The organism is Pseudomonas sp. SWRI111, assembly GCF_014268555.1.
GTDB lineage: Bacteria > Pseudomonadota > Gammaproteobacteria > Pseudomonadales > Pseudomonadaceae > Aquipseudomonas > Aquipseudomonas hamedanensis.
In genome coordinates this window covers 1-20,501 of the sequence record NZ_JABWQQ010000002.1, presented here as the reverse complement: position 1 = coordinate 20,501, position 20,501 = coordinate 1, and the positions used below count along the sequence as shown (strand labels likewise).

Annotated in this window: 20 protein-coding genes and 1 other RNA gene; 14 read left to right on the top strand and 7 right to left on the bottom strand. The window is 61.2% G+C overall.

What is annotated here, in order from left to right; translation table 11 throughout:
* Positions 1–24 precede the first annotated feature (24 nt).
* The 4 genes from HU755_RS03595 (at position 25) to HU755_RS03580 (ending at position 5,472) form a co-directional block, all read left to right on the top strand.
* Positions 25–1,986 carry an acyltransferase family protein gene (locus HU755_RS03595; RefSeq protein ID WP_186630656.1) on the top strand — a complete coding sequence of 654 codons (1,962 nt, stop codon included), beginning with the start codon at positions 25–27 and terminating at the stop codon, positions 1,984–1,986.
* 80 nt (positions 1,987–2,066) lie between these two features.
* Positions 2,067–3,533 carry a 4-hydroxy-3-polyprenylbenzoate decarboxylase gene (gene ubiD / locus HU755_RS03590; protein WP_008081413.1) on the top strand — a complete coding sequence of 489 codons (1,467 nt, stop codon included), beginning with the start codon at positions 2,067–2,069 and terminating at the stop codon, positions 3,531–3,533.
* Positions 3,533–4,501, top strand: coding sequence for a CDP-6-deoxy-delta-3,4-glucoseen reductase (locus tag HU755_RS03585; protein ID WP_186630655.1), 969 nt, complete (start codon positions 3,533–3,535; stop codon positions 4,499–4,501). The genes ubiD and HU755_RS03585 overlap by 1 nt, the downstream gene beginning before the upstream one ends.
* Before the next feature lie 302 nt (positions 4,502–4,803).
* Positions 4,804–5,472, top strand: coding sequence for a gamma-glutamylcyclotransferase (locus tag HU755_RS03580; protein WP_186549604.1), 669 nt, complete (start codon positions 4,804–4,806; stop codon positions 5,470–5,472).
* On the opposite strand, the gene glpT is transcribed toward HU755_RS03580, so the two are convergent.
* Positions 5,448–6,797, bottom strand: coding sequence for a glycerol-3-phosphate transporter (glpT, locus tag HU755_RS03575; protein WP_186549602.1), 1,350 nt, complete (start codon positions 6,795–6,797; stop codon positions 5,448–5,450). The genes HU755_RS03580 and glpT overlap by 25 nt on opposite strands.
* Positions 6,798–7,105: 308 nt before the next feature.
* Complete coding sequence (locus tag HU755_RS03570) at positions 7,106–8,083, bottom strand: NADPH:quinone oxidoreductase family protein (RefSeq protein WP_186630654.1); 978 nt, start codon at positions 8,081–8,083, stop codon at positions 7,106–7,108.
* A gap of 150 nt (positions 8,084–8,233) precedes the next feature.
* Between HU755_RS03570 and HU755_RS03565 the strand changes: the two genes are divergently transcribed.
* Entirely contained in the window at positions 8,234–8,641 is a 408-nt protein-coding gene (locus HU755_RS03565; protein WP_186623299.1) for a flagellar basal body-associated FliL family protein, read from the top strand.
* A 115-nt stretch (positions 8,642–8,756) separates the two neighbouring features.
* Here the strand turns inward: HU755_RS03565 and HU755_RS03560 are convergent, their stop codons facing one another.
* A complete protein-coding gene (locus tag HU755_RS03560; RefSeq protein ID WP_186630653.1) occupies positions 8,757–9,209 on the bottom strand; it encodes an EVE domain-containing protein in 453 nt (150 codons plus the stop codon).
* A 197-nt stretch (positions 9,210–9,406) separates the two neighbouring features.
* Here HU755_RS03560 and HU755_RS03555 point away from each other — a divergent pair, with 197 nt between their 5' ends.
* Positions 9,407–9,562 (top strand): hypothetical protein, encoded by a 156-nt coding sequence (locus HU755_RS03555; protein WP_186549594.1) that lies wholly within the window; start codon positions 9,407–9,409, stop codon positions 9,560–9,562.
* A gap of 36 nt (positions 9,563–9,598) precedes the next feature.
* On the opposite strand, the gene HU755_RS03550 is transcribed toward HU755_RS03555, so the two are convergent.
* The 4 genes from HU755_RS03550 to HU755_RS03535 form a co-directional block, all read right to left on the bottom strand.
* The gene (locus tag HU755_RS03550) at positions 9,599–10,204 is read right to left on the bottom strand and encodes a 5-formyltetrahydrofolate cyclo-ligase (protein ID WP_186549592.1); all 606 of its coding nucleotides are present in this window, start codon (positions 10,202–10,204) and stop codon (positions 9,599–9,601) included.
* A gap of 80 nt (positions 10,205–10,284) precedes the next feature.
* Positions 10,285–10,463: non-coding RNA, 6S RNA (gene ssrS / locus HU755_RS03545), on the bottom strand.
* Between the two features lie 30 nt (positions 10,464–10,493).
* Positions 10,494–10,811, bottom strand: coding sequence for a cell division protein ZapA (locus tag HU755_RS03540; protein WP_186549590.1), 318 nt, complete (start codon positions 10,809–10,811; stop codon positions 10,494–10,496).
* Positions 10,808–11,017: a TIGR02449 family protein gene (locus HU755_RS03535; protein WP_007911197.1), complete on the bottom strand. Its 210-nt coding sequence runs from the start codon at positions 11,015–11,017 to the stop codon at positions 10,808–10,810. The genes HU755_RS03540 and HU755_RS03535 overlap by 4 nt, the downstream gene beginning before the upstream one ends.
* 125 nt (positions 11,018–11,142) lie before the next feature.
* Between HU755_RS03535 and HU755_RS03530 the strand changes: the two genes are divergently transcribed.
* From HU755_RS03530 to gcvH, 8 genes are all read left to right on the top strand, one after another.
* Positions 11,143–11,703 carry a YecA family protein gene (locus tag HU755_RS03530; protein ID WP_186630652.1) on the top strand — a complete coding sequence of 187 codons (561 nt, stop codon included), beginning with the start codon at positions 11,143–11,145 and terminating at the stop codon, positions 11,701–11,703.
* Positions 11,704–11,730: 27 nt separating this feature from the next.
* Positions 11,731–13,065, top strand: a complete 1,335-nt coding sequence (pepP, locus tag HU755_RS03525) for a Xaa-Pro aminopeptidase (RefSeq protein WP_186549586.1) — start codon at positions 11,731–11,733, stop codon at positions 13,063–13,065.
* Positions 13,062–14,249 carry a 2-octaprenyl-6-methoxyphenyl hydroxylase gene (gene ubiH / locus HU755_RS03520; RefSeq protein WP_186630651.1) on the top strand — a complete coding sequence of 396 codons (1,188 nt, stop codon included), beginning with the start codon at positions 13,062–13,064 and terminating at the stop codon, positions 14,247–14,249. Before pepP ends, ubiH begins: the two co-directional genes overlap by 4 nt.
* Before the next feature lie 109 nt (positions 14,250–14,358).
* A complete protein-coding gene (locus HU755_RS03515; RefSeq protein ID WP_186630859.1) occupies positions 14,359–15,576 on the top strand; it encodes a 2-octaprenyl-3-methyl-6-methoxy-1,4-benzoquinol hydroxylase in 1,218 nt (405 codons plus the stop codon).
* 221 nt (positions 15,577–15,797) lie between these two features.
* Positions 15,798–16,802: an extracellular solute-binding protein gene (locus HU755_RS03510; RefSeq protein ID WP_186630650.1), complete on the top strand. Its 1,005-nt coding sequence runs from the start codon at positions 15,798–15,800 to the stop codon at positions 16,800–16,802.
* A gap of 164 nt (positions 16,803–16,966) precedes the next feature.
* Positions 16,967–18,583 (top strand): iron ABC transporter permease, encoded by a 1,617-nt coding sequence (locus tag HU755_RS03505; protein ID WP_186630649.1) that lies wholly within the window; start codon positions 16,967–16,969, stop codon positions 18,581–18,583.
* Between the two features lie 154 nt (positions 18,584–18,737).
* Positions 18,738–19,820 carry a glycine cleavage system aminomethyltransferase GcvT gene (gene gcvT, locus HU755_RS03500; RefSeq protein ID WP_186630648.1) on the top strand — a complete coding sequence of 361 codons (1,083 nt, stop codon included), beginning with the start codon at positions 18,738–18,740 and terminating at the stop codon, positions 19,818–19,820.
* Positions 19,821–19,869: 49 nt separating this feature from the next.
* Positions 19,870–20,253, top strand: a complete 384-nt coding sequence (gene gcvH, locus HU755_RS03495; RefSeq protein ID WP_186630647.1) for a glycine cleavage system protein GcvH — start codon at positions 19,870–19,872, stop codon at positions 20,251–20,253.
* The last annotated feature ends 248 nt before the right edge of the window (positions 20,254–20,501 follow it).

Below are 20,501 nucleotides of genomic sequence, written 5' to 3'. Positions count from 1 at the left end.
TATCCAGAACAGGTAAGGTTTTACATGCACACGTTTGGCAATCGCCGTGATATCGACGGTTTACGCGCACTCGCGGTACTTCCCGTCGTGCTGTTTCATTTCGGATTCACTACATTCAGCGGCGGCTTTGTCGGCGTCGACGTTTTCTTCGTCATTTCCGGTTTTCTGATCACCTCGATCCTGTTCCGTGAAATCAGTGCGCAGCGCTTCAGCTTTCTCGATTTCTGGAGCCGTCGTGCCCGGCGCATTCTGCCGGCGCTGACGTTGGTGGTAGTGGTGACGCTGGCGCTGGGCTGGCTGTTGCTGACCGCCAAGGACCTGTCCGATCTGGGACGGACGATTCGTTACCAGTCGCTGTTCATTTCCAACATCCTGTTCATGCGCGAAGACGGCTATTTCGAGCCGGCGTCGGATCTGAAACCGTTGCTGCATACCTGGTCGCTGGCGGTAGAAGAGCAGTACTACATCTTCTTCCCGCTAATGATGGTGCTGTTGATGCGTTATGTCCGGCACTGGCGCTGGATGCTGTTCGCGGTGCTGCTGGTGTCGTTTGGGCTGAACATCGTTTACATCGAGCGCCGCCCGGAATTCGCTTTCTTCTCGCTGCCGACCCGCGCCTGGGAACTGCTCTGCGGCGCCATGCTCGCGGTACTGCCGGCAGCAAAGCACGCGCCGCGGCTTTGGGTACGGCAAACGGTCGGCCTGGCCGGACTGGCGGCGGTGCTGCTGGCGGTGTTCACCTTTGATAAAACCACGGTGTTTCCGGGTTGGGCAGCGTTGTTGCCGGTGCTCGGTACGACTGCATTGATCTGGTCGGGCGCACGTGGCCCGACCCTCGCGGGCCAGCTGTTGAGCCTGCGACCGATGGTGTGGATCGGTCTGTTGTCCTACTCGCTGTACCTCTGGCATTGGCCGATTTATGTGTATGCCAACGCCATCTCCATCGATGGCATTCAACCGCTGGAAGCTGTTGGCTGGATTGCGCTGGCAGTGGCGCTGGCGTGGCTGAGCCTGCGTTATGTCGAGCTGCCGTTTCGCGAGAAGCGCGTGTTTGCCAGCCGTAACTCGGTGCTGGTCGGGGGGCTGGTTTCCATTACTGCGCTGGCCGTGGTCGGCTCGGCCATCCGTTCGGCGGACGGCGTGCCTGAGCGTCTGAGCGGCAAGGCCCTCGAATATGCGCAGTCCCAGGAATGGAACGCCGGGCAAATGAAATGCATGCACATGAGCAAGGACAAGACGCTGGACAAGGCGTGTCGCGTGGGCGGCGATCAGAAGATTGCCCCGACGAAGATGTTCTGGGGCGACAGTCATACCGCTGCACTGCTGCCGGCCATCGAAGGCAATAGCCAGCGTGACGGTCAGCCAGTGTGGCTTTACAGCCTCACGGGATGCCCGCCGATCATCGATGACGCCTTGCGCCCGCAGTGCAAGCAATTCAACCAGCGCAACATGCAATTGGTCCGCGAACTGGGCATCAAGGACGTGGTGCTGGCGGCAAACTGGAGTTTGTATGTCTACGGCCGCGAGGACGGCGACGGCGACAAGCAGTTCCTGCTCGATCCTTCGCGCAATGTTGCGCAGTCCGAGAAGCGCATGGCGGCCGCGATCAAGGCGCAGGTCGGCGAGCTGCGCGAGGCTGGCGTGCAGGTCTGGCTGTTCAAGGAAGTACCGCTGCAGCACAAGAGCTACATCAGTCGCCTGACCAGCCTGGCGCGCATCGGCCGTTCGGCAGAAGGCCTGGGTCGCCCGCTCGGCGAACATCTGGCTCGCCAGCAATTCTTCACTGAGCTGTTCGGCTCGATGAATGCAGCGGATGCCGGTGTGCACGTCATCGACCCGACGCCGCTGATGTGCAAGGACGGCCTGTGCATGATTGATGTCGATGGCCACTCGCAGTACAAGGACGCCGATCACCTTTCCGACGCCGGCAGCGCGCGGCTGAGTCCGCTGTTTGCGCCGATGCTGCTGGGCGCAAGCCAAAATTGAGTGGTGCCGGGCACTGACGGGCTGCTGTTTGCCCGTCAGAGCAGGTAGGATGTACGCCTATTTTGAGGGTGCCATCGTCAATGAAATTCAAGGATCTTCGGGATTTCGTGCAGCAGCTTGAGCAGCGCGGAGAGTTGAAACGCATCCAGATTCCCGTCTCGCCGGTGCTGGAGATGACCGAGGTGTGCGACCGCACGCTGCGGGCCAAGGGGCCGGCGCTGTTGTTCGAAAAGCCCACGGGCTACGACATTCCGGTGCTCGGCAACCTGTTCGGCACCCCCGAGCGCGTGGCCATGGGCATGGGCGCCGAGTCGGTCAGCGAACTGCGCGAAATCGGCAAGCTGCTGGCCTTCCTCAAGGAGCCGGAGCCGCCGAAGGGCTTGAAGGACGCGTGGTCGAAGCTGCCGATTTTCCGCAAGATCATCTCGATGGCGCCGAAAGTCGTCAAAGATGCGGTGTGCCAGGAAGTCGTCATCGAAGGCGACGACGTCGATCTGGCGATGCTGCCAGTGCAGACCTGCTGGCCCGGCGACGTCGGCCCGCTGATCACTTGGGGTCTCACCGTCACCAAAGGTCCGAACAAGGAGCGCCAGAACCTCGGCATCTACCGCCAGCAGGTGATCGGCCGCAACAAGGTGATCATGCGCTGGCTCAGCCACCGTGGCGGTGCCCTTGATTTTCGCGAGTGGTGCGAGAAGCACCCGGGCCAGCCGTTCCCGGTGTCCGTGGCGCTTGGCGCCGACCCGGCGACCATTCTCGGTGCGGTGACGCCCGTCCCGGACAGCCTCTCCGAATACGCCTTCGCCGGTCTGCTGCGTGGCAACCGCACCGAACTGGTCAAGTGCCGTGGCAACGATCTGCAGGTGCCGGCCACCGCCGAGATCATCCTTGAAGGCGTGATTCATCCGGGCGAGATGGCCGATGAAGGCCCCTACGGCGACCACACCGGTTACTACAACGAAGTCGACAGCTTCCCGGTGTTCACCGTCGAGCGCATCACTCACCGGATCAAGCCGATCTACCACAGCACCTACACCGGTCGTCCGCCGGATGAGCCGGCGATTCTCGGCGTGGCACTCAACGAAGTGTTCGTGCCGATCCTGCAAAAGCAGTTCCCGGAGATCACCGACTTTTACCTGCCGCCGGAAGGCTGCTCGTACCGCATGGCCATCGTGACCATGAAGAAGTCATATCCGGGGCATGCCAAGCGCGTGATGCTCGGTGTCTGGTCGTTTTTGCGACAGTTCATGTACACCAAGTTCGTTATCGTCACCGACGACGATATCAACGCCCGTGACTGGAATGATGTGATCTGGGCCATCACCACACGCATGGACCCCAAGCGCGATACGGTGATGATCGATAACACGCCCATCGACTATCTCGACTTCGCCTCGCCGATTTCCGGCCTGGGTTCGAAGATGGGCCTGGACGCCACCCACAAGTGGCCGGGCGAGACCACTCGCGAGTGGGGCCGTGTGATTGTCAAGGACGACGCCGTTACCCAGCGGATCGATGCCATATGGAATCAATTAGGAATAGATTGATGCGTGTAACCTTGCAGCCCTCCGGAGCAGTGCTTGAGATACGGCCCGGTGAGCGGATTCTCGACGGCGCGCGGCGCCTGGGCTACGACTGCCCGCAAAGCTGCCGCAACGGTAATTGTCACGTGTGTGCGGCGCTGCTGGTGGAAGGCCGCGTCGAACAGGCGGGCAACGTGCACGATCATGGCGAGTTCTACACCTGTATCGCCGAGCCGCTGGAAGACTGCGTGCTGCTCTGGGATGGCGTGCTGGCGCTGGGCGAGTTGCCGGTGCGCAGCCTGTCCTGTCAGGTCATTGAATGCCGTGAGGTCGGTGGCGATACCTGGCGGGTGCGTCTGCGTGCGCCGGCGGGCAAACCGCCGCGCTATCACGCCGGCCAGTACCTGATGATCGAGCGCGAGAGCGGCGAGAAATCAGCATTTTCCATGGCTTCGGCGCCCCATGGCGGGCGCGATCTGGAAATTCACGTGCTGGCGCGCGAAGCCAGTGCACTGAGCCTGATCGAGCAACTGCAACGCAACACGCTGGTGCGCGTCGAACTGCCGTTCGGCGACACCCATCTTGCCGAATTGCCCGACGGCCCGCTGGTGCTGGTCGCCGCCGGTACCGGCATGGGCCAGATTCACAGCCTGATCGAACATTGCCGCGCTGAAGGCTTCAAGCATCCGGTGCATCTGTACTGGGGGGTGCGCCGCCCGGAGGATTTCTACCAGATCGAACATTGGGACGAATGGCTGAAACTGCCCAACCTGTTTCTGCACAAGGTGGTCAGCGATCAGTGCGGCTGGGAAGGGCGCTGCGGCATGCTGCATGAAGCGGTTTGCGAGGACTTCCCTGATCTGAAACCGTTGCACGTCTATGCCAGCGGTTCGCCCGCCATGGTCTACGGCACGCTGGACGCGCTGGTCGACGCGGGAATGGATGCGCACCAGATGCGCGCCGACGTGTTCGCATACGCCCCGCGCTCTTGAAAATGTGGGAGCGAGCTTGCTCGCGAATGCGGTTTGGCAGTCACCATTGATGTCGACTGACAGATCGCTTTCGCGAGCAAGCTCGCTCCCACCTTGGTTTTATGCGTAGCGCTGGTAATGCGTTATAACTCTGCATATAGCCGATCGGTATTTAAGTAATTGCATAAATACCGCTAGGTTATATATCAATCAGGCAATTAATCAGTGGCACTTAATTTGCCTTAAACATATGTGCCTTACTGTTACAGCGGTGCGTTCTATTAAGTAATTCTTCACCCGCGGGGAGCTGAACGCTATTCGCCATGAGCGCCATTGAAAACGCAATTCTGAACCTGGCTTACCCTCCGCGACTCGATCTTGGGCCGCAGCTGACGCACGAACAACTTCTCGCTTCCATGCAATCGACCATGGCGCGCCACAAGGGCGGGCCGGTGTGGCTGTTCGCGTATGGCTCGCTGATCTGGCGACCGGAATGCACAGCGGTCGAGCGCATGCGCGGTCGTGTGCATGGCTATCATCGCGGCTTGTACCTCTGGTCCCATGAGCACCGTGGTACGCCGGAAATGCCCGGTCTGGTATTTGGTCTGGATCGCGGCGGTTCCTGCAGCGGTTTTGCCTACCGTTTGCCGGAAGACAATCTCGATACCGCGCTGTATGCCCTGTGGAAACGTGAAATGCCGTTCCCTTCCTATCGCCCGCACTGGCTCAATTGCCGGCTCGAAGATGGCACTCGGGTACAGGCCTTGGGATTCGTTCTGGAGCGACACCTGCCCAGCTATGCCGGCAACTTGCCGGATCATGTGCTGAGCCAGGTGTTCGCAAGCGCTTGCGGGCGTTACGGCACCACTCGCGATTATGTCGAGCAGACCGCCCACGCCCTGCGCAGCCACGCCATGCCAGACCGCAATCTGGAGGCGCGGCTCAAGCGCTGTAAGTCACACAGTGATCAGGCGACCGCTTCGCGGCTCTGACTGGCGACTTGCTTGTGCCATAGTGTTGGCGCAAGGAAGGCCATCGCCAGCAGGCAAGCGCTCACCAGCAACACAAAGCCGCCATCCCAGCCGAAATGGTCAACGGTGTAGCCCATAGCCGCACTGGCCGCGACCGAACCACCCAGATAACCGAACAGACCGGTGAAGCCCGCTGCGGTGCCTGCGGCCTTCTTCGGTGCCAGTTCCAGCGCCTGCAAACCGATCAGCATCACCGGGCCGTAGATCAGGAAGCCGATCGACAGCAGCGCGATCATGTCGACCATCGGGTTGCCGGCCGGATTGAGCCAGTAAACCAGTGTGGCAACTGTCACCAGTGCCATGAACACCATGCCGGTCAGGCCACGGTTGCCACGGAAGATCTTGTCCGACATCCAGCCGCACAGCAGCGTGCCCGGGATACCCGCCCACTCATAGAAGAAATAGGCCCACGAGGTTTTATCCACGGTGAAACCCTTGGCTTCCTTCAGATAGGTCGGCGCCCAGTCCAGTACGCCGTAGCGCAGCAGATAGACGAAGACGTTGGCCAGCGCGATGTACCAGAGCATTTTGTTGCGCAGCACGTATTTGACGAAGATTTCCTTGGCGCTGAATTCGTCTTCGTGGCTGGCATCGTAGCCTTCCGGGTAATCGTTCTTGTATTGCTCGATTGGCGGCAGGCCCACCGATTGCGGGGTGTCGCGCATGGTGATGAAGGCGAATACCGCCACGCCCAGCGCCACGGCAGCCGGCACATAGAACGCCGCGTGCCAATCGTTGAACAGGCCCATGCCGATCAGGAACAGCGGGCCGATCAGGCCGCCGCCGACGTTATGCGCCACGTTCCACACCGAGACCACACCGCCGCGTTCCTTCTGCGACCACCAGTGCACCATCGTCCGTCCGCTTGGCGGCCAGCCCATGCCCTGGGCCCAGCCATTGATGAACAGCAGGATGAACATCATGGTCACGCTGGACGTTGCCCAAGGCGCGAAACCGAAAACGAACATCACCCCCGCCGACACCAGCAGGCCGAACGGCAGGAAGAAGCGCGGGTTGGAACGGTCGGACACCAGGCCCATGAGGAACTTCGACAAGCCGTAGGCGATGGCGATTGCCGACATCGCCAGGCCCAGATCGCCCCGGCTGTAGCCTTCATCGATCAGGTAGGGCATGGCCAGCGAGAAGTTTTTGCGCAGCAGGTAATAACCGGCGTAGCCGATAAAGATACCGGCGAAGATCTGCCAGCGCAGGCGTCGGTAGGTGCTGTCTATTTTTTCTTCAGGCAATGGAGCCTGATGTGCGGCAGGACGAAAGAAAGCAAACATTCAAGAGCTCCAGTTTTCTTGTTTTGACTGCGGATGCGAATGTTACAGTTTCGTTACCGAAAATAGCACCGCTTCACGTCGGCAAAACAGCGGAAATTTGAGCTGTCGAGCGTTCCTTTATGAACATGTCGCTCAGGTATAAGCGCAGGACGTTGTGGGAATAATCATCTGGGCGGGATTCTGCGGTTTGGCGGGTCGAAGTAAGGCAACTCTTGGGGAAAAGTCCTGCGTGCTAAAAGGAAGGCATGAAGGCAGTGAAGCTCAAAGACCAAAGCGATCCGGGTCCTGATCCGGATCGCTCTACGGAATCAGCGCACCTGGACCACCACCTTGCCTACGGCTCTACGCTGGCCCAAATCATCAATCGCCTGCGCCGCATTGCTCAGCGGATAGACTTGCGACACCAGCGGCTTGAGCTTGCCCTCGGCAAACCAGCCGAACAGTTGCTGGAAATTCGCCGCGTTGTCCTGCGGCTGGCGCTGGGCGAAAGAGCCCCAGAACACCCCAAGTACTGCCGCCCCTTTGAGCAGGGCGAGGTTGACCGGCAGTTCCGGGATGCGTCCGCTGGCGAAACCGACCACCAGCAAGCGACCGTTCCAGGCGATGGCACGAATGGCCTGGTCGAACAGGTCGCCGCCGACCGGGTCGTAAATCACGTCAGCACCCTGGCCGTCGGTGAGGCGTTTGATTTCGTCCTTGAGATTGCTTTCGCTGTAGTTGATCAGCTCATCGGCACCAGCCGCTTTAGCCACCGCGAGTTTCTCGGCGCTGCTGGCAGCGGCGATGACCCGGGCACCCATGGCTTTGCCGATTTCCACAGCGGCGAGGCCGACGCCGCCGGAAGCACCGAGCACCAGCAGGGTTTCGCCCGCTTGCAGGTTGGCGCGCTGCTTGAGCGCATGCATCGAGGTGCCGTAGGTCATGCTGAAGGCGGCAGCGACGTTGAAATCCATCGACTCAGGAATCGGCAGCACGTTGTAGCCGGGAACGGCGACCTGCTCGGCGAAACTGCCCCAGCCGGTCAGGGCCATGACCCGGTCGCCGACCTTCAAATGGCTGACCTTTTCCCCGACTTCGCGAACCACACCTGCCGCCTCACCGCCCGGCGAGAACGGGAAGGGCGGCTTGAACTGGTACTTGCCCTCAATGATCAGCGTGTCCGGGAAGTTCACCCCGGCGGCGTGCACGTCCAGCAGGATTTCGTTCTTCTTGGCGACAGGACTGGCGACGTCTTCCAGCACCAGCGATTCGGCAGGGCCGAAGGCTTTGCACAGCACGGCTTTCATCAGGGCTATTCCTTTGGGAGTGATGGCCGATAAGTGTAGGTGTGTGAATCAACGGGTCAACGAGCATGCCCGGCCCTGATAGTCAGCCATAAGCTTGTGCTTGCGCGGCGGGTCGTTATGCTAGGCCGCAAACCGGATAAGGAGCGAATTGTGAAAGCGTGGATCATGTTGTTGCTGGCCCTGTCTCTGCCTCTGGCAGCCTCGGCCGAAGAAGCCAAAGAAGGCGCGGCGCCGAAGGTCAACTACATCACCCTGAGCCCGCCGTTCGTCGGCAACTATGGGCTGGACGGCACGACGAAGCTCAAGGTCTACAAGGCCGATGTGGCCTTGCGCGTGACCGGCGATGAAGCGACCAAACTGGTCAAGGCCAACGAGCCGCTGATCCGCAACCAACTGGTGGCGCTGTTTACCCAGCAGAGCACCGAGGCGATGGGCAGCATCGAAGGCAAGGAAAAACTGCGTCAGGAAGCGCTGAAGCAGACCCAGCAAGTGATGAATGACGAGACCGGCAAACCGGTGGTTGAGGATCTGTTGTTCAACAACCTGATCATTCAGTAAATCTTGTGTTGTCCGGGCTGGCGCCATCGCGAGCAGGCTCACTCCTACAATTGGAATGCGTTCCCCTGTAGGAGTGAGCCTGCTCGCGATAGCTGTATTTCAGCCGCGCAATTTCTTACGGCTTGAGCGCAGTCACCGCCGCCCACTGCTCCGCCGTCACCGGCATCACCGACAATCGCGATCCCTTCTGCACCAGCGGCAGCTCGGCCAGCGCCGTTTGCTGCTTCAGATAATCGAGCTTCAACACTCGCGCAAACGTCTCGACGTGCGCCACATCGATCGCGCTCCAGGCATTTTTCTCCGGCGTCGCCTTGGGATCGAAGTAATGACTCTCGGGTTCAAGCGCCGTCGGATCCGGATAGGCCGCTTCGATTATTTTGCCAATCCCGGCAATCCCCGGCTCCGGGCAACTGGAATGATAGAAAAAGAACTCATCGCCCACCGCCATCGCCCGCAGGAAGTTGCGTGCCTGATAGTTGCGAACCCCGTCCCAGCGCGCTTTGCCGAGCTTCTCCAAAGCCTTGATCGAGAGTTCGTCGGGCTCTGATTTCATCAGCCAGTAGGCCATGTGGTGTGCTCCTGAAGCGGTCATTGGGCAGGTTGTCGGGCAATTTTATGACAAACCGACAGTCGGTTGACGTCAGCATTTGCGCGCGGGTTCACGTTGTCGCAAAATGCCGGCCTTTAAAGCTTGACGCTGCTGCACGGCCTACGAATGGAAACCGCTGCTGTCATCGTGATGATGTGCCTTGAGGGGGGCAATCGATGAAACGCAAACCGGATTTGCTATGGACTTTGGTAATTTTGTTCGGCCTGGGCGTTGTAACCACCGGTTATGCGCAAAGCCTGTGGACCGCCAAGACCGATGCGCCGATTGAAGTGGCGCAACAGGTTCAACAGTCGACCGCGTTCAAACGCTGAAACGACTTGCTCGACGCCGCTGTTCTGCGCGGCGTCCTATCCCGCGAAATACCACGCCTTGTCGGTGACCGTGCCTTGTAACGGTACATCCCAGCTTGCCTGCGCCAACCGCTCGACCTTCTGACATTCATGGGCCAGGCCCAGCAGCGTCGGCTTGCGCCACTTTTTGCGCCGCGCCAGGTACGCCAGGCTGCGATCATAAAAGCCGCCGCCCATCCCCAGTCGTCCGCCGACATCGTCAAAGCCCACCAAGGGTAGCAGCACCAGATCCAGCGCCCAGACCTTGCGTTGCCGAGCCAGATTGGCCCGTGGCTCAAGGATGCGGAAGCGATTGGGGATGAGCTTTTCGCCGGGGCGGATGCGCTGGAAGACCATCTTGGTCCGCGGCCAGGCGCTGAGCACCGGCAGATAGGTCGCCTTGCCCCGGCGTTGCGCTTCGCGCAGCAGTAGACGCGGATCGATTTCACCGTCGGTGGGCAGGTACAGGGAAATGTGTTTCGCCCGGCGAAAGTGCGGGTCTTGCGCCAGTTGCCGGAACAGGCCTTGGGCGGCCTGGCGTTGCTCGCTCGGCGTCAGGGCGCGGCGCGCCTTGCGCAGCAGGCGGCGGAGTTGCGGGCGGGGCAGCAGCGCGGGTTCGGTCATGGTTCGGCTTCGGCAGGTGGATGCAAAAACGTACGCATAAAAAATCCGATGTCGGCACACACCGACATCGGATTCGAATCAGGCTCCCCGGATGTACCGCTGTCAACTCAGCCCTTGAACCCGAAAGTTCAAGGTGGAAGAAGCAGTAGACTTTAAGGCTTTCCGTCTAGCGGACATGCACACCAGCCCAACGTGCAACTTCCAGGGTAGTGCGAATCGGCTCCGGGACATCGTCAACTGGCAAGCACCCCAGGGAGTGCCGCGAGTATACCTCAAGCCGCCAGTCGAATCAGCCCTTGCCGGTGCTCTGCTCGTCGGCGAGCACCAGATCGACACGATCGAGCAAGTCGCGCACTTGCTCACGGGTCGAACCGCTGGCCTGGATATCCGGACGCTCTTCTTTGTGCAACAGGTCATGGGTGATGTTCAACGCGGCCATTACGGCGATGCGGTCGGCGCCGATGACTTTGCCGCTGCTGCGGATCTCGCGCATCTTGCCATCGAGATAGCGCGCGGCGCTGACCAGATTGCTGCGTTCTTCCGGCGGGCAGATGATCGAATACTCTTTGTCGAGGATCTGCACGGTGACGCTATTGCTTGAACTCATGAGTCTTGCTCCAGGGCCTTGAGGCGCGAAATCATCGATTCGACCTTACGCCGGGCGATTTCGTTTTTTTCAATGAGGTGAGCGCGTTCCTCGCGCCAGGTTTTTTCCTGAGCTAGTAAGAGTGCGTTTTGACTCTTTAGTTGCTCGACTCGGCCAATCAGCAGTTCGAGTCTGGCCATCAGCGCTTGCAGGTCGGTGTCTTCCATTGGGTCCACGTGTTCGTCTGATGGGTGGGAACTGGCGGACAGCCTTTAATGGTCTTGGCGGGGCTGTCGATGTAGGATACAAGGCCTTCATTCTAGACATAGCGCCGTCTGGCGCCTAGCTGCCCATGACCATTGCAAATTCCCCGTACCAAGCCTTTGCCACCCTGCTGACTGCCAGCGGCCACAACGTCTCGCCTGCCGAACTGCATGGCCTGCTGCTCGGACGCAGTTGCGCCGGCGCCGACTTCGATCACGAAGGCTGGCTGATCGACGCCGCCGAACTGCTCGAAGGCGATCTTCAGGACAACGTCCGCAACGCCTTGATCGGCTTGCAAGAGATGGTCAAGGGCGAACTCACCGGCGACGACGTTACCGTCGTTCTGCTGTTGCCGACCGACGACGCGCCACTGACCGACCGCGCCGCCGCACTGGGCCAATGGTGTCAGGGCTTCCTCAGCGGCTTCGGCCTGAACTGCCGCGACAGCAGCATGCTCAGTGTTGAAGCCACGGAAGTGCTGCAGGATCTGGCAGCCATTTCTCAGGTGCAGGACGCACTGGAAGAATCCGAAGACGGCGAGTCCGACTACATGGAAGTCATGGAATACCTGCGCGTCGCGCCGCTGCTGCTGTTCTCGGAAACCAAGAAAGCCGACGTGCCGCCAGCGGCCAAGCCGTCGCTGCATTAATCGCGTGTCAGGGAAAGCCATCTGCCCATGATCCATATCCCCAAAGCGGAATACAGCCGTCGCCGCAAGGCGCTGATGGCGCAGATGGAACCCAACAGCATCGCGATCCTGCCCGCCGCCGCGGTGGCTATCCGCAACCGCGACGTCGAGCACGTCTACCGCCAGGACAGCGACTTCCAGTACCTCAGCGGTTTTCCCGAACCGCAAGCCGTCATCGTGCTGATGCCCGGCCGTGAGCATGGCGAGTACATCCTGTTCTGCCGTGAACGCAACGCCGAACGCGAATTGTGGGACGGCTTACGCGCCGGGCAAGAAGGCGCAATCCGCGATTACGGTGCTGACGATGCGTTTCCGATTACCGACATTGACGACATTCTCCCGGGCCTGATCGAAGGCCGCGACCGGGTGTATTCGGCGATGGGCAGCAACCCGGAATTCGACCGGCACCTGATGGACTGGATCAACGTGATCCGCTCCAAGGCGCATCTTGGCGCGCAGCCGCCGAATGAATTCGTTGCCCTGGATCATCTGCTGCACGACATGCGCCTGTATAAATCGGCGGCAGAAGTGAAGGTGATGCGCGAAGCGGCACGAATCTCGGCCCAGGCGCATATCCGCGCGATGCAGGCCAGCCGTCCCGGGCTGTATGAGTACAGCCTCGAAGCCGAACTGGATTACGAGTTCCGCAAGGGCGGGGCGAAGATGCCGGCCTACGGCTCGATCGTTGCGGCCGGTCGCAACAGCTGCATCCTGCATTACCAGCAGAATGACGCGTTGCTCAAGGACGGCGATCTGGTGCTGATCGACGCCGGTTGCGAAATCGACTGCTACGCCAGCGACATCACCCGCACCTGGCCGGTCAACGGCAAGTTTTCGCCGGAACAGAAAGCGATCTACGAAGTGGTGTTGGCTTCGCAAGAAGCGGCGTTCGCCGAAATCGCCCCGAACAAGCACTGGAACCAGGCGCACGAAGCCACGGTTCGAGTGATTACCTCGGGTTTGGTGAAACTGGGCTTGTTGCAAGGCGGGGTTGATGAATTGATCGCCAGCGAAGCCTACAAAGCGTTTTATATGCACCGTGCCGGTCACTGGCTGGGCATGGACGTGCACGACGTCGGCGAATACAAGGTCGGCGGCGAATGGCGAGTACTCGAAGTCGGCATGGCGCTGACCGTCGAGCCGGGCATCTACATCGCCCCGGACAACCAGAACGTAGCGAAAAAATGGCGTGGCATTGGCGTGCGCATCGAGGACGACGTGGTGGTGACCAAAACCGGGTGTGAAATTCTAACCCGCGGCGTGCCAAAAACCGTCGCCGAGATCGAAGCGTTGATGGCACAAGCAAGGACACACGCGGCATGAGTCGAGTCAATCTGGCAATCATCGGTGGCGGCCTGGTCGGCGCCAGTCTGGCGTTGGCCTTGCAGGCCGGAGCCAAGGCCTGTGGCTGGAAAATCGTGCTGATCGAACCGTTCGCCCCCGGCGACAGTTGGCAGCCGAGCTACGATGCGCGTTCCTCAGCGCTGTCGTTCGGCTCGCGGCAGATTTACCAGCGCCTGGGCGTTTGGCAGGAAATCTCCCGCCGCGCCGAACCGATCAAACAGATTCATGTGTCTGACCGTGGCCGTTTCTCTACCGCCCGGCTGTCGGCGATGGAAGAGGGCGTGCCTGCGCTGGGTTACGTGGTGGAAAACGCCTGGCTCGGCCAATGCCTGTGGCAAAACCTCGACAAAGACGTGATCAGTTGGCGCTGCCCGGCCGAGGTCATGCGGATGGAGCCGTTGCCCGATGGCTATCGCCTGACCCTCAACGATGAAACCACGCTGGAATGCGACCTTGCGGTACTCGCCGATGGCGGTCGTTCGGGACTGCGCGAGCAGTTGGGGATCAACGTGCGCCAGCGGCCGTACAACCAGAGCGCGCTGATCGCCAACATCACCCCGAGCGAAGCGCACAACGGCATGGCGTTCGAGCGCTTTACCGACGAAGGGCCAATGGCACTGCTGCCGCTGCCGGACAACCGCTGTGCGCTGGTCTGGACGCGGCTGGGAATGGACGCGCAGCGTCTGACGGCGTTGAGCGAACGCGACTTTCTCAGCGAATTGCAGGGCGTGTTCGGCTATCGCCTCGGCACGTTGAAACAGGTCGGCGCGCGGCATCTGTATCCGCTGTCGCTGATCGAGGCCGAAGAGCAAGTGCGTTCGCACCTGGCCGTGCTCGGCAACGCCGCGCACAGCCTGCACCCGATCGCCGGGCAGGGCTTCAACCTGTCGCTGCGCGATGCCGATGCCTTGGCAACCGCGTTGCTGAGCAGCGACAAAGGGCTGGGCGATTTTGCCACGTTGCAGGCGTATCGCGAGCGGCAGCGTCTGGATCAGGACCTCACCGTCGGTTTCTCCGATCAGGTCACGCGCCTGTTCGGCAGCACGCAGCCACTGGTCTCGCTGGGCCGTAATATCGGCCTGCTCGGCCTCGACCTGCTGCCTCCGGCCAAGCGCTGGTTTGCCCGGCAGGCCATGGGGTTGGGAACGCGTCCGGATGCTTGAGTGGCTGGCCGGCATTTTCATTTTCAGGATCGCGCCGTCAACTGGCGCGCTCGGTAAAACCCTTTACGTGCGGCGCAAGCCGCAAGCGAGACAGGCATAAAGCATGGAAATGCGCGCAGATCTGCTGATTGTCGGAGCCGGAATGGTCGGCAGCGCCCTGGCGCTGGCGCTACAGAACAGCGGGCTGGAAGTGCTGCTGCTCGACGGCAGCCCGCTGAGCGTCAAGCCCTTCGACGCGGCCGCACCTTTCGAGCCGCGCGTCAGTGCCTTGTCGGCGGCCAGCCAGCGGATTCTGCAACGCCTCGGCGTGTGGGACGGCATCGCCGGGCGCCGCAGCAGTCCCTACACCGACATGCACGTCTGGGATGGCAGCGGCACCGGGCAGATACATTTCTCGGCCAGCAGCGTGCATGCCGATGTGCTTGGTCACATCGTCGAAAACCGCGTGGTGCAGGACGCCTTGCTCGACCGTCTGCACGACTGCGATCTGGGCATGCTGGCCAACGCCCGCCTGGAACAGATGCGCCGCTCCGGCGATGACTGGTTGCTGACACTGGCCGATGGCCGCCAGTTGCGCGCGCCGCTGGTGATTGCCGCGGATGGCGCGAACTCGGCGGTGCGCCGCCTGACTGGCGTCGCCACTCGCGAATGGGATTACCTGCATCACGCCATCGTCACCAGCGTGCGCAGCCGCCAGCCGCACCGCAAAACCGCGTGGCAGCGTTTCACCGACCACGGACCGTTGGCGTTTCTGCCGCTTGAGCGTGACGGGCAGCAGGATTGGTGCTCGATTGTCTGGTCGACCACGCCGAGCGAGGCCGAACGCTTGATGGCGCTGGACGGCGCTTCGTTCTGTGCCGAGCTGGAGCGTGCTTTTGAAGGGCGCCTCGGTGAAGTCGTCAGTGCCGATCCACGCGTGTGCGTGCCGCTGCGTCAGCGCCACGCCAAGCGCTACGTGGCTGAAGGCCTGGCGCTAATAGGTGACGCGGCGCACACCATCCACCCGTTGGCGGGACAGGGTGTGAACTTGGGTTTCCTCGATGCGGCGGTGCTGGCGGAGGTTGTGCTGCAAGCGCACGAGCGCGGCGAACGTCTGGCGGACGTGAAAGTGCTGAGTCGCTACGAGCGCCGGCGCATGCCGCACAATCTGGCGCTGATGGCGGCGATGGAGGGCTTCGAGCGATTGTTCCAGGCCGATCCGCTGCCGCTGCGCTGGTTGCGCAATACCGGGCTGAAACTGGTAGATCAAATGCCCGAGGCGAAGGCTTTGTTTGTGCGTGAAGCCCTCGGTTTGACCGGTGATCTTCCGGCCCTCGCCAAGCCCTAAGATATGCACTGAGTTTGATGGCCTCATCGCGAGCAGGCTCACTCCTACAATTGGAATGCGTTCCCCTGTAGGAGTGAGCCTGCTCGCGATGGCGCCAGTCCAGTCACAGCACATTTCAGCCTGTGCAACATCTGGTAACGCCTTCAGCAAGTGTTCGATTGTGGTGGTAAATGTGAGTCCTTATCATTTGCCTCACAATTCCCGACCGAGAGACCACTCCCATGTTGGCACCCAAGCGTCTTCTGACTGCACTGGCCTTGACCCTGATCGGCAGCACCACGGCCCAGGCCGCCGACGAGGTGGTGGTTTATTCCTCGCGTATCGACGAACTGATCAAACCGGTCTTCGACGCCTACACCGCCAAGACCGGGGTGAAAATCAAGTTCATCACCGACAAGGAAGCGCCGCTGATGCAGCGCATCAAGGCCGAAGGCGTGAACGCTACCGCCGACCTGCTGCTCACCGTCGATGCCGGCAACCTCTGGCAGGCCGAGCAAATGGGCATTCTGCAGCCGTTCACCTCGAAAACCATCGACGCCAATATCCCGTTGCAATATCGCGCCTCCAGCCACGCCTGGACCGGTCTGAGCCTGCGCGCGCGGACCATCGCCTATTCGACCCAACGGGTGAAGCCGGGCGAGCTGACCACTTACGAAGCGCTGGCTGACAAGAACTGGGAAGGTCGTTTGTGCCTGCGCACCGCGAAGAAGGTCTACAACCAGTCGCTGACCGCGACCATGATCGAAGTGCATGGCGCCGAGAAGACCGAGAAGATTCTCAAGGGCTGGGTCAATAACCTGTCCACCGACGTGTTCTCCGACGACGTCGCGGTGCTTGAGGCGATCAACGCCGGGCAGTGTGATGTCGGTATCGTCAACACCTACTACTACGGTCGCTTGCACAAGCAGAAGCCGGACCTGCCGGTGAAACTGTTCTGGCCGAACCAGGCGGATCGCGGCGTGCACGTCAACCTGTCGGGCATCGGCCTGACCAGGCATGCGCCGCACCCGGAAGCGGCCAAGGCGCTGGTCGAGTGGATGACCACACCTGAGGCGCAGAAAATCTTCGCAGACGTAAACCAGGAATTCCCGGCCAACCCGGCGGTGGCACCTTCCGAAGAAGTGGCGGCGTGGGGCAAGTTCATCGCTGATACCTTGCCGGTGGAAGTGGCGGGCAAACGTCAGGCTGAAGCGATCCGGATGATGGATCGGGCGGGCTGGAACTGACCCGGCGTTTATACTGCGCCACGCGACACTGATCGTTCCCACGCTCTGCGTGGAAATGCATCCATCGACGCTCTGCGTCGTGCCGCTGAAAGCGTGACGCAGAGCGTCACAGGATGTGTGCCCACGCAGAGCGTGGGCACAATCATTTGAACGAGATCGTTTCTTTGGCCCACCCCGCCCAACGCCGCTGGTACCCCATCGTCTTCGCCATCGCCGCGCTGGTGCTGTTGCCCCTGAGTGTCCTGCTGCTGTCGTGGCAGACCATCGATCAGCAGATCTGGTCGCACCTGTGGCAAACCCAGATGCCGCGCCTGCTCGGCAATACCCTGACGCTGATCCTCGGTGTCGGTGTCGGTGTGACCCTGCTCGGGGTCAGCCTTGCCTGGCTCACCAGCCTCTGCGAATTCCCCGGACGGCGCTGGCTCGACTGGGCGCTGATGCTGCCTTTCGCCATTCCGGCTTATGTATTGGCGTTCGTCTTTGTCGGCCTGCTCGATTTCGCCGGCCCCGTGCAGACCCTGCTGCGCGAAGGGTTCGGCGCGGGCCTGCGCCTGCCACGGGTACGCTCGACCGGCGGGGTGATTGTTGTGCTGGTGCTGGTCTTTTATCCCTATGTTTACCTGCTGGCACGCACCGCATTCCTCGCCCAGGGCAAAGGCCTGATGGAAGCGGCGCGGGTGCTTGGGCAATCGCCCTGGCAGGCGTTCTGGCGCGTGGCGTTGCCGATGGCGCGCCCGGCGATTGGCGCCGGTGTGGCGCTGGCGCTGATGGAGACCCTCGCCGATTTCGGTGCGGTGTCGGTATTCAACTTCGACACTTTCACCACTGCGATCTACAAAACCTGGTACGGCTTCTTCAGCCTGCCCAGCGCCGCGCAACTGGCCAGTCTGTTGCTGTTGGTGGTGATGCTGGTGCTGTACGGCGAACGCCGGGCGCGTGGGGCGAACCGGGCGAGTAACGAGCGGCCCCGGGTCAAGGCGCTGTATCACTTGCGCGGGTTCAAGGCATTGGCGGCCACGAGCTGGTGCGGTCTGGTGTTCGCCTGTGCCTTCGTCATCCCGGTGCTGCAACTGATCGTCTGGTTCTGGCAGCGCGGGCGTTTCGATCTCGACGAGCGCTATGCCGGACTGATCCTGCACACCCTGTACCTGGGCGCGATGGCCGCGTTGATCACTGTCAGCGTGGCGTTGCTGCTGGCGTTTGCGCGGCGACTGGCACCGACCCGCGCGATCGACTCCGGGGTCGGCCTGGCCAACCTTGGCTACGCCTTGCCGGGTTCGGTGCTGGCGGTGTCGATCATGCTGGCGTTCAGTTATCTGGACCGCGAGCTGGTGATTCCGCTTTCCGCCTGGCTGGGCGGCGCGGGCAAACCGTTGCTGCTCGGCAGTCTGGCGGCGTTGTTGATGGCCTATCTGGTGCGTTTCGTTGCCGTGGCGTACGGGCCGCTGGAAAGCAGTCTGGCACGTATACGGCCGTCTTTGCCCGAAGCGGCACGCAGTCTGGGTGTCAGTGGGCCGCGACTGTTTTTCAAAGTGTATCTGCCGTTGTTGCTGCCCGGCACGCTGAGCGCTGCATTGCTGGTGTTTGTCGATGTGCTCAAGGAAATGCCAGCGACCCTGCTGATGCGCCCGTTTGGCTGGGACACACTGGCCGTGCGCATCTTTGAAATGACCAGTGAAGGGGAGTGGGCCCGGGCGTCGCTGCCAGCGCTGACCCTGGTTCTGGTCGGCCTGTTGCCGGTCATCGGTTTGATCCGCCGCTCGGCGCACCGAAACACTTAGTCGTCAGTCCTGAATCATGCGGCTACAATGCGCGGCATTCGGTGCGGTTCGTCTGACGGACCTGTTCGCTGGGATCGGCTCAAAGCCTGTAATTCAAGGCTTTCGCCCGTGCAGCGGCAGTCCGCACCTTCGCCACGCCCGGAAGGAGAAACCCATGGGACAGCGTACGCCTCTGTATGACCTGCACCTCGCGCTTGGCGCGAAGATGGTCGATTTTGGCGGTTGGGACATGCCACTGCATTACGGCTCGCAGGTCGAGGAACACCACGAGGTGCGCCGTGATTGCGGGGTGTTCGATGTATCCCACATGACTGTGATCGATGTTTGCGGCCACCAGGCCAAGGCCTGGCTCCAGCATTTGCTGGCCAATGATGTCGAGCGCCTGCACAGCCCCGGCCGAGCGTTGTACAGCACCATGCTCAACGAGCGCGGCGGCATCGTCGACGACATGATCGTCTACCGTCTCGATGAGGCGTACCGGCTGGTGTTCAACGCCTCGACCCGCGATCAGGATCTGGCGTGGATGAACGCGCAGCTCGGCGAGTACGACGTGCAACTGCATGAGCGCACCGAACTGGCCATGCTCGCCATTCAGGGCCCGCAAGCCCGGCACAAGATCGCCGAACTGGTGAGCCAGTCGCGTGCCGCGCTGATCCAGCAACTCAAACCTTTTGAAGGCCACACCGACGGTGACTGGTTTATCGCCCGCACCGGTTACACCGGTGAGGACGGCCTGGAAATCGCGCTGCCGGCGGACCAGGCGCCGGGCTTCTTCAACGATCTGGTCGGTGCCGGTATTTCCCCGATCGGCCTCGGTGCCCGCGACACCCTGCGGGTTGAAGCCGGAATGAACCTCTACGGTCAGGACATTCATCAGGACGTTTCGCCACTGGCCTCGAACATGGCCTGGAGCATCGCCTGGGAACCGGCCTCGCGCCAGTTCATTGGCCGCGCCGCCCTGGAGGCGGAAAAAGCCGCTGGCGTGGCGCACAAACTGGTCGGTCTGGTGCTGGAAGAACGCGGCGTTTTGCGCGCTCATCAAGTTGTTCGCATCGCTGATGTTGGCGAAGGGGAGATCACCAGTGGTAGTTTCTCTCCTACGCTAAGCAAATCGATTGCCCTGGCGCGTGTTCCGATGGCAACTGCCGACCGCGCCGAAGTGGAAATTCGTGGCAAGTGGTACCCGGTGCGAGTGGTCAAACCGACCTTCGTACGCCATGGCAAAACCTTGATCTAACCTTTCCCGGCGGGCCTGACCGCTGACCTGATTGCTGAGGACACCAAAGATGAGCGATATCCCTGCCGAACTGCGTTTCGCCGAAAGTCATGAATGGGCACGCCTGGAAGCCGACGGCACCGTCACCGTGGGCATCAGCGATCACGCGCAAGAAGCGCTGGGCGATGTGGTGTTCGTCGAACTGACCGAAGTGGGCAAGGTGTTTGCTGCCGGCGACCAATCCGGCGTGGTCGAGTCGGTGAAAGCCGCGTCCGACATCTATGCCCCGGTCAGCGGTGAAGTCATCGCGATCAACGAAGAGCTGGGCGGCTCGCCGGAGCTGTTGAACTCCGATCCGTACGGCGCGTGGATCTTCAAGCTCAAGCCAAGCGACAAGGCCGAACTGGACAAGCTGCTGGATGCCGGCGCCTACAAGGCTGCCATCGGCGAGTAAGCCTTTAGCGACATCAAAGCCCCGTTTTCATAGTGGGAGCGAGCCTGCTCGCGAAAGCGGTGGTGCAGGCAATGACATGGTTACTGCCAGAAAGCCTTCGCGAGCAGGCTCGCTCCCACAGGGCTCTCGGGTACCCCGGTTTATTGCAGACAAAAAAATGCCGCTCAATCGCAGACTGTGTGAAAACGCAATCTGCCCCGGTTAAATACAAATGCCCCGACTTGTCGGGGCATTTGTATTTCTGAAAA

Excerpts from the sequence above, each read along its gene's own strand:
- HU755_RS03595 (WP_186630656.1), top strand. The coding sequence starts at position 25 with ATGCACACGTTTGGCAATCGCCGTGATATCGACGGTTTACGCGCACTC.
- ubiD (WP_008081413.1), top strand. The coding sequence starts at position 2,067 with ATGAAATTCAAGGATCTTCGGGATTTCGTGCAGCAGCTTGAGCAGCGC.
- HU755_RS03585 (WP_186630655.1), top strand. The coding sequence starts at position 3,533 with ATGCGTGTAACCTTGCAGCCCTCCGGAGCAGTGCTTGAGATACGGCCC.
- HU755_RS03580 (WP_186549604.1), top strand. The coding sequence starts at position 4,804 with ATGAGCGCCATTGAAAACGCAATTCTGAACCTGGCTTACCCTCCGCGA.
- glpT (WP_186549602.1), bottom strand. The coding sequence starts at position 6,797 with ATGTTTGCTTTCTTTCGTCCTGCCGCACATCAGGCTCCATTGCCTGAA.
- HU755_RS03570 (WP_186630654.1), bottom strand. The coding sequence starts at position 8,083 with ATGAAAGCCGTGCTGTGCAAAGCCTTCGGCCCTGCCGAATCGCTGGTG.
- HU755_RS03560 (WP_186630653.1), bottom strand. The coding sequence starts at position 9,209 with ATGGCCTACTGGCTGATGAAATCAGAGCCCGACGAACTCTCGATCAAG.
- HU755_RS03555 (WP_186549594.1), top strand. The coding sequence starts at position 9,407 with ATGAAACGCAAACCGGATTTGCTATGGACTTTGGTAATTTTGTTCGGC.
- HU755_RS03550 (WP_186549592.1), bottom strand. The coding sequence starts at position 10,204 with ATGACCGAACCCGCGCTGCTGCCCCGCCCGCAACTCCGCCGCCTGCTG.
- HU755_RS03540 (WP_186549590.1), bottom strand. The coding sequence starts at position 10,811 with ATGAGTTCAAGCAATAGCGTCACCGTGCAGATCCTCGACAAAGAGTAT.
- HU755_RS03535 (WP_007911197.1), bottom strand. The coding sequence starts at position 11,017 with ATGGAAGACACCGACCTGCAAGCGCTGATGGCCAGACTCGAACTGCTG.
- HU755_RS03530 (WP_186630652.1), top strand. The coding sequence starts at position 11,143 with ATGACCATTGCAAATTCCCCGTACCAAGCCTTTGCCACCCTGCTGACT.
- pepP (WP_186549586.1), top strand. The coding sequence starts at position 11,731 with ATGATCCATATCCCCAAAGCGGAATACAGCCGTCGCCGCAAGGCGCTG.
- ubiH (WP_186630651.1), top strand. The coding sequence starts at position 13,062 with ATGAGTCGAGTCAATCTGGCAATCATCGGTGGCGGCCTGGTCGGCGCC.
- HU755_RS03515 (WP_186630859.1), top strand. The coding sequence starts at position 14,359 with ATGCGCGCAGATCTGCTGATTGTCGGAGCCGGAATGGTCGGCAGCGCC.
- HU755_RS03510 (WP_186630650.1), top strand. The coding sequence starts at position 15,798 with ATGTTGGCACCCAAGCGTCTTCTGACTGCACTGGCCTTGACCCTGATC.
- gcvT (WP_186630648.1), top strand. The coding sequence starts at position 18,738 with ATGGGACAGCGTACGCCTCTGTATGACCTGCACCTCGCGCTTGGCGCG.
- gcvH (WP_186630647.1), top strand. The coding sequence starts at position 19,870 with ATGAGCGATATCCCTGCCGAACTGCGTTTCGCCGAAAGTCATGAATGG.